At 28.7% G+C, this 7051-nt stretch carries 5 protein-coding genes, 1 pseudogene and 1 other annotated feature; of the genes and pseudogenes, 4 read left to right on the top strand and 2 right to left on the bottom strand.

All coding sequences use genetic code 11. The features are described from left to right. Positions 1–209: pseudogene (locus tag EJL03_RS10205) on the top strand (exosporium protein CsxA); the annotation flags it as partial. 227 nt (positions 210–436) lie between these two features. After that, on the top strand, positions 437–2434 hold the full coding sequence (locus EJL03_RS10200) for a thioredoxin domain-containing protein (RefSeq protein ID WP_125153874.1): 1998 nt from the start codon (positions 437–439) through the stop codon (positions 2432–2434). A 38-nt stretch (positions 2435–2472) separates the two neighbouring features. Here the strand turns inward: EJL03_RS10200 and EJL03_RS10195 are convergent, their stop codons facing one another. Further along, the gene (locus tag EJL03_RS10195; RefSeq protein WP_125153873.1) at positions 2473–3168 is read right to left on the bottom strand and encodes an LrgB family protein; all 696 of its coding nucleotides are present in this window, start codon (positions 3166–3168) and stop codon (positions 2473–2475) included. After that, positions 3168–3527 carry a CidA/LrgA family protein gene (locus EJL03_RS10190; RefSeq protein ID WP_125153872.1) on the bottom strand — a complete coding sequence of 120 codons (360 nt, stop codon included), beginning with the start codon at positions 3525–3527 and terminating at the stop codon, positions 3168–3170. Before EJL03_RS10190 ends, EJL03_RS10195 begins: the two co-directional genes overlap by 1 nt. A 162-nt stretch (positions 3528–3689) precedes the next feature. Here EJL03_RS10190 and EJL03_RS10185 point away from each other — a divergent pair, with 162 nt between their 5' ends. Both EJL03_RS10185 and argS read left to right on the top strand, forming a co-directional pair. Beyond that, positions 3690–4931: an MFS transporter gene (locus tag EJL03_RS10185; protein WP_125153871.1), complete on the top strand. Its 1242-nt coding sequence runs from the start codon at positions 3690–3692 to the stop codon at positions 4929–4931. 51 nt (positions 4932–4982) lie between these two features. Further along, positions 4983–5190: a binding site (T-box leader), on the top strand. 88 nt (positions 5191–5278) lie between these two features. Then, positions 5279–6970 (top strand): arginine--tRNA ligase, encoded by a 1692-nt coding sequence (argS, locus tag EJL03_RS10180; RefSeq protein WP_125153870.1) that lies wholly within the window; start codon positions 5279–5281, stop codon positions 6968–6970. The last annotated feature ends 81 nt before the right edge of the window (positions 6971–7051 follow it).

Here is a 7051-nt window from a genome sequence, read left to right as displayed (position 1 = left end):
CTTATGGATATTGCCCAGTACCAGAAGAATGTGATTGTTCACATGATCCATGTAAAGAATTTATGGAAAGAGAAATACCAACACTTTATCCACCACAACAAATGGAGAATTTATTTGATGATTGTGATGAAAATCATTGTGAAAGAGTCGATGACAATAATATAATTTACAGAGATATGGCGCCAAATAATAATATACCTAGGAATTAATAAATATATAATTGTAAAATGGATATTTATAGGACAGTTATTAGGTGAGTCATCATGGAGAGAACAAATATACATGATTATTTTTTATATTAGGACTTCAGTTTCGGTAGAAGAATCTGGAGTCTTAATATTTTTATAAAATTATTATTAACTTTAGTATGAAATGATGTATAGGGATGCTCATTAAAGCAAAACCTAATTTATAAAACAAAAAGTAAGGTGATTTAATGTATAAAGAAAATCCAAAAAGTAATAGACTTATTAATGAAAAAAGTCCATATTTACTCCAACATGCATACAATCCAGTAAACTGGTATCCATGGAGTGAAGAGGCCTTTAAAAGTGCAAAAATACAGGATAAACCTATATTTTTAAGTATTGGTTATTCTACATGTCATTGGTGTCATGTTATGGAGAGAGAGTCTTTTGAGGATGAAGAAGTAGCAAAAAAGTTAAATGAAAATTTTATATGCATTAAGGTTGATAGAGAGGAAAGACCCGATATAGATAGTATTTATATGACATTTTGTCAAGCAACAACTGGTAGTGGAGGTTGGCCATTAAATGTTATGCTGACAGCAGATAAAAAGCCTTTTTTTGTTGGAACTTATTTTCCTAAGGAAAATAAATATGGAAGAATAGGATTAATTGAATTAATAGATGAGTTTAAAGATAAATGGAGGTATGAAAGAGATGTATTAACAAATTTTTCAAAAGAAATCACTGAAAAAATAAAGAATGTACATAATTTTTATGAAGAAAGTGATTTAAATGAGGATGATATAAAATTAACTTTCAAGTATTTTAAAGAGGGCTTTGATTCATCGTATGGAGGATTTTATTTGGAACCTAAATTCCCTACACCACATAAATTAATGTTTCTTTTAAGATATTGGTATGTATATAAAGATGAAGAAGCCCTTTATATGGTAGAAAGTACATTAAAGCAAATGTATAAAGGTGGAATATTTGATCATATTGGGTATGGTTTTGCAAGATATTCAACAGATAGAAAATGGTTAATTCCACACTTTGAAAAAATGTTATATGATAATGCGCTTTTAATTATGGTATATACAGAAGTTTATCAAATTACAGGAAAAGAAGTGTATAAAGAAATAGCGGAGATGATAATTAGATATATTTTAAGAGAGATGAAAGATGAAAGAGGAGGATTTTATTCTGCTGAAGATGCAGATTCAGAGGGAGAAGAAGGAAAATTTTATTTATGGACTAAAAATGAAATAATAGATATCTTAGGAAAATCAGATGGAGATTTATTTTGTGATATATATGATATAACAAAAAGAGGTAATTTCAAACAAAAAAATATACCTAATTTAATACGGTATGATATAGAGAATATAGATAAGGATTTAAAAAATAAGTTATTAAAAATAAAAGAGAAATTATTTCAATATAGGAAGAAAAGAATACAACCCTATAAAGATGATAAAATATTGACTGCATGGAATGGCTTAGCTATAGCTAGCTTAGCATATGCAGGGAGAGTATATGAAAACAAAGATTATATAGACTATGCTAAGAGTGGAATAGATTTTATATTTAATAATATTATGAGGGAGGACAATAGATTATTTGCAAGGTATAGAGATGGAGAAAGAGCTCATTTAGCATATTTAGAGGATTACGCATTTGTAGTGTGGTCTTTAATAGAAATTTATGAAAGTACTTTCTGCGAAGAATATTTAGAAAAGGCTGTAATGTTAACTGAAGAAATGATTAATTTATTTTGGGATAAGGATTTAGGGGGGTTTTATATATATGGTAATGATGGTGAAAAACTTATTTTGAGACCAAAAGATAGTTATGATTTTGCAATTCCTTCAGGAAATTCTGTAGCAGCATTTAATATGATTAGACTGTATAATATAACAGAAAATCAACTATTTAGGGAAAAAGCAGATAAATTATTTAAGTGTTTTGCACATAATGTGAAGAATACTTTAGAGGCACACAGTTTTTTACTAACAGCATATATGTATAATGTTTTCGGCAACGAACAAACGGTTATATGCAGGGGTGTTAAGGATAATATTACCAAGGAAATACTATCAGAGATAAATAAAATTTTTTTGCCATTTAATACAGTTATTTTAAAGGAAAGTAACGAAGATAACACCTATGTGCATGTGTGTAAAAATTTTAGTTGCAGTAAGCCGGTTTTTAATTTAAAAGATTTTATAAAAATTATAGAAAAATAATAATCCCCACCTTTATATAGGTAGGGAAATAGTATTAATTAATATAAAAATTTAATTATTATTGGAGCTAAAAAAGAGGTGATTAAACCAGCGATACCTATGGCCAGACTACTCATAGCTCCTTCAGTTTCTCCCATTTCTATAGCTTTTGTAGTTCCTATGGCATGGGAGGATGTGCCGATAGATATACCGATTGCTATATTATTTTTTATTTTAAATATTTTGCAAACCATAGGAGCTATTACTGCGCCCATTATACCTGTTATAATTATAGCAGCCACAGTAATAGAAGGAATTCCACCGATTACTTTTGACACCTCAATTCCGATAGGAGTTGTTATAGATTTTGGGACTAATGAATAGGATAATTCACTGGTCAGACCAAATGCTTTAGAAATATAAAATATACTTATAATAGCGGTGATGGATCCTACAGTTACTCCTAGCAATATAGGTATAGCGTATTTTTTAATTACATTGATTTTTTTATATAAAGGTACGGCAAGTGCAACAGTAGCAGGTCCTAAGAAAAAAGATATTAGTTTTCCACCTTTATCAAAATAATCTAAATTAATATCAAAGCATAGTAGTATACATACTATTAAGGCTATACATATAAGCAGAGGATTAAATAAAGGTACTCCTGTTTTTTTATATATATGAAGACCTATTTCAAAACCTATTATAGATAATAGTATTCCAAAAATAGGAGAATTTAAAATATCTTGAATCATTAATTATGCCTCCTTGTTTGTAATTTTATGTACAACTGAATAGTCCAACCCGTAACAGCTATTATAATAACTGTGGTTATTAAGCATACTCCTAAGAATGCTAACCATTTTCCTTTAAGTATAGGAATACAGGATAAAATACCTACACCTGCTGGAACGAAGAAGAATGCCAGATGATCAAGTAAGAATTTACTTATGTAATTTATTTTAGTTAATTTTATTATTCCTGAGGTTAAGCATAGAAATAATAATACCATTCCTATAACATTCCCTGGAATAGGTAATTTAAAAAAATCATGTATTGCTTCCCCTAATAAGCAGATTAATAAAATTATTCCTAACTGTCTTAATAATCTCAAGGTAACACCTCTTTTCTAAATATTGAGTTTAAACAACTAGTATTTATTGTATTACTTTTTTATTATAAATACCATAGGAAAATTAAAGTTAAAATCTTTAAACAAGTTAGTATTGGGGGAATATATAATAAATAGTGTGAATTCAGAAAAAGGAGGCAGCATATGAAAAACTTATTTAGAAGATTTATAGAACCATACAGAGGACTTCCTATGCAGATATATATAATGTTTATAGCAAGAATTATAAATAGTTTGGGTAATTTTGTATATCCGTTACTTACTTTAATACTTGTACAAAAAATTGGTATCAATACAAGAAAAGCAGGTATGTTTATGACAATGGCGGCGTTATTATCTGCACCAGGAATGATGCTTGGAGGGAAATTAATAGATACTATAGGAAGAAAAAAAGTAATAATTATATTTCAAAGTTCAGCAGCCACAGTTTTTATTATTTGTAGTAGATTAAAGCCTTCTATGTCTATGGCATATGTTTTAATTCTAGCTCCGATATTTACATCCTTTTGTATGCCTGCACAAGATGCAGTAGTTGCTGATTTAACTACATATAAGAATAGAAAAGAAGCTTTTTCACTATTATATATGGGACATAATTTAGGGTTTGCAATTGGACCATTAATAGCTGGGTTTTTATATAAAAACCATTTACCTTTAGTTTTTATAGGAGATGCAGTTACTACTTTATTATCATTAGTATTAGTGATATTTTATGTTGAAGAAACAATGAATTATAAAAAGAATTTAAAGCAAAATGATATAAATATATTAGAAAAAGAAGAAAAGGGGTCAGTAATTTCTATACTTAAGAAGAGACCAAGTTTAATATATTTTTCTCTTATATCATTCATTTACCAGTTTGCATATTCACAGTGGGGTTTTTTATTACCTTTGCAGTTAGGAAAGATCTTTGGTGAAAATGGAGCTAGATATTTTGGAACTATGGCAGCAGTAAATGGTATTATAATTATTATTTTTACGTCTACAATTGTGGAGAATACAAAAGGGATAAATCACTTAAAAATAATATCTTTAGGAGGAATATTATATACTATGTCATTTTTTATTTTTGCTATTACAAGTAGTTTAATATTTTTCTTTATATCTATTGCTATAATGACCATAGGGGAAATTATAGTTTCAACTAATACTCCAACTTTTATTTCTATTAATAGTCCACGTTCACACAGGGGAAGAATAAATGCGGTGTTACCTACTATATATGGATCAGGTTGGGCATTAGGGCCAGTTAGTATGGGGAAATTCTCTAGTATGTATGGAATACAAAAAAGTTGGATATTAATATGTATGTGTATGATTGTAGCTGTAGGACTTATGTTTTTATTAAGTAGGGTTATGTATAAGGAAAATTATAATTCTTATTGACAAATTTTAAACGTTGATAATATAATTAAGATTAGTTGTATAAAATGATATTTAAATTTGAAGAAGAGGAGAGTACTTTTTAATATTTTTTTTAGCGAACAGGATATGGTGAAAGCCTGTAAAAATTTAAAAAGGAAAAGAGCCTTGGAGATGCTTATTCGAAATTTTTAAAGTAGTTTAAGACGTTTGGCAGCGTTAATGCTTTAAGTGGACTTTTGTCAAAAAGAGTGGTACCGCGGAATTAATACCCGTCTCTATAATTATATATAGATGGGTTTTTTTACGTTAATTTGTATAAGTAATTTATTATATTAAGATAATTGTTAATTAAAATAGGAGGTTTTAATATGAACTATAAAAAAATAATTACAGAGAGAATACATGAGCATGTTGATATGCCGTTAGAAAATATTCAGGTATTAATAGAAATTCCACCTAGGCCTGATATGGGTGACTTTGCTTTCCCATGTTTTCAGCTTGCAAAGATTTTAAAAAAATCACCTAATATGATAGCAGAGGAATTAAAAGATAAATTAAGTAACCAGGGGTTTGAAAAAATAGAAAATTTGGGACCTTATTTAAACTTTTTTGTAGATAAGTCTATATTTAGTAAAAATACTCTTGAAAAGGTATTAAATGAAGGTGATAAATACGGTTCTTCACAAATAGGAAAAGGGAAAAATGTAGTTATAGAATATTCTTCTCCTAATATAGCAAAGCCTTTTCATGTAGGGCATTTATTTAGTACATCTATAGGAAATTCTTTATATAAGATAATGTGTTTTCAAGGGTATAATTGTGAAAGGGTAAATCATCTAGGTGATTGGGGAACACAGTTTGGTAAACTAATATCTGCGTATAAAAGATGGGTTAATGAAGAATCATTAGAAAAGGAACCTATTAAAGAACTTTTAAGAATTTATGTTAAATTTCATGATGAAGCAGAAAAGGATCCATCTCTAGAGGAAGAAGGAAGAATGCATTTTAAGAGATTAGAAGATGGTTGTGAGGAAGAAGTTAGACTTTGGAAGAGATTTAGAGATTTAAGTCTAAAAGAATTCCAAAAGGTATATGATATGCTAAATGTAAGTTTTGATTCTTACGCAGGAGAAAGCTTCTATGGAGATAAGATGAATGATGTAATAAAGGAGATAGAAGAAAAAGGATTGCTTACTGAAAGCAATGGAGCAAAAGTAGTAATGCTTGATGAATATAATATGCCACCATGTATAATAAAAAAATCTGATGGGGCAACTATATATGCTACCCGTGATTTAGCTGCGGCAATGTATAGAAAGAAGAAATATGATTTTTATAAGAGCATATATGTGGTAGGACTTGAGCAATCATTACATTTTAAACAGGTATTTACTACATTAAAGCTTATGGGACATGATTGGTCAAAGGATTGTAAACATGTAGGATTTGGGCTTGTTAGATTTTCAGATAGAAAGCTATCTACAAGAAAAGGAGAGGTAATATTTCTAGAAGATTTATTAAAGGAATCTGTAGAAAAAACTATGGAAGTAATAAATAGTAAGAATCCTGATTTAATCGATAAGGAAGAGGTTGCTAAAAAAGTTGGTATAGGAGCGGTTATTTTTACTTATCTCAAAAATAATAGAGAAAGAGATATAGTGTTTAATTGGAATGAAATGTTAAGTTTTGATGGTGAGACAGGTCCATATGTGCAATACAGTTATGCTAGAGGAAAAAGTGTATTAAGGAAATTAGGTGAAATATCAGGGGAGGTTGATTATAGTAAACTAAATACAAAGGAAGAATTTGAACTTGTAAAAACTTTAGACGGGTTTAATAAGGCTATTATGAATTCAATTGATAAATTAGAGCCTTCAATAGTAACAAGATATGTTATAGACGTAGCAAAATCTTTTAATAAGTTCTATAATCATTGTAATATAATGAATGCTGAGGATAAAGAGACTAAAAAGGCTAGACTTAGATTGGTTAAGGCTACTTGCCAAGTAATTAAGAATGCATTAAAAATATTAGGAATAGAAGTAGTTGAGGAGATGTAGTCTTTTAAAAAGCAGGCAGTTACTGATACTGTCTGTTTTTTTATAAAAATTACAGAATATATTTTTTATATAATATGTAAT

This window comes from Clostridium rectalis (genome assembly GCF_900626095.1).
In the GTDB taxonomy this organism is placed as follows: Bacteria; Bacillota; Clostridia; order Clostridiales; family Clostridiaceae; genus Clostridium_AS; species Clostridium_AS rectalis.
This window is presented reverse-complemented; position numbering and strand designations above follow the sequence as displayed.

What these genes read in the sequence shown, in the direction of transcription:
- argS (WP_125153870.1), top strand. Translation starts at nt 5,279, where the DNA reads ATGAACTATAAAAAAATAATTACAGAGAGAATACATGAGCATGTTGAT.
- EJL03_RS10200 (WP_125153874.1), top strand. Translation starts at nt 437, where the DNA reads ATGTATAAAGAAAATCCAAAAAGTAATAGACTTATTAATGAAAAAAGT.
- EJL03_RS10185 (WP_125153871.1), top strand. Translation starts at nt 3,690, where the DNA reads ATGAAAAACTTATTTAGAAGATTTATAGAACCATACAGAGGACTTCCT.
- EJL03_RS10195 (WP_125153873.1), bottom strand. Translation starts at nt 3,168, where the DNA reads ATGATTCAAGATATTTTAAATTCTCCTATTTTTGGAATACTATTATCT.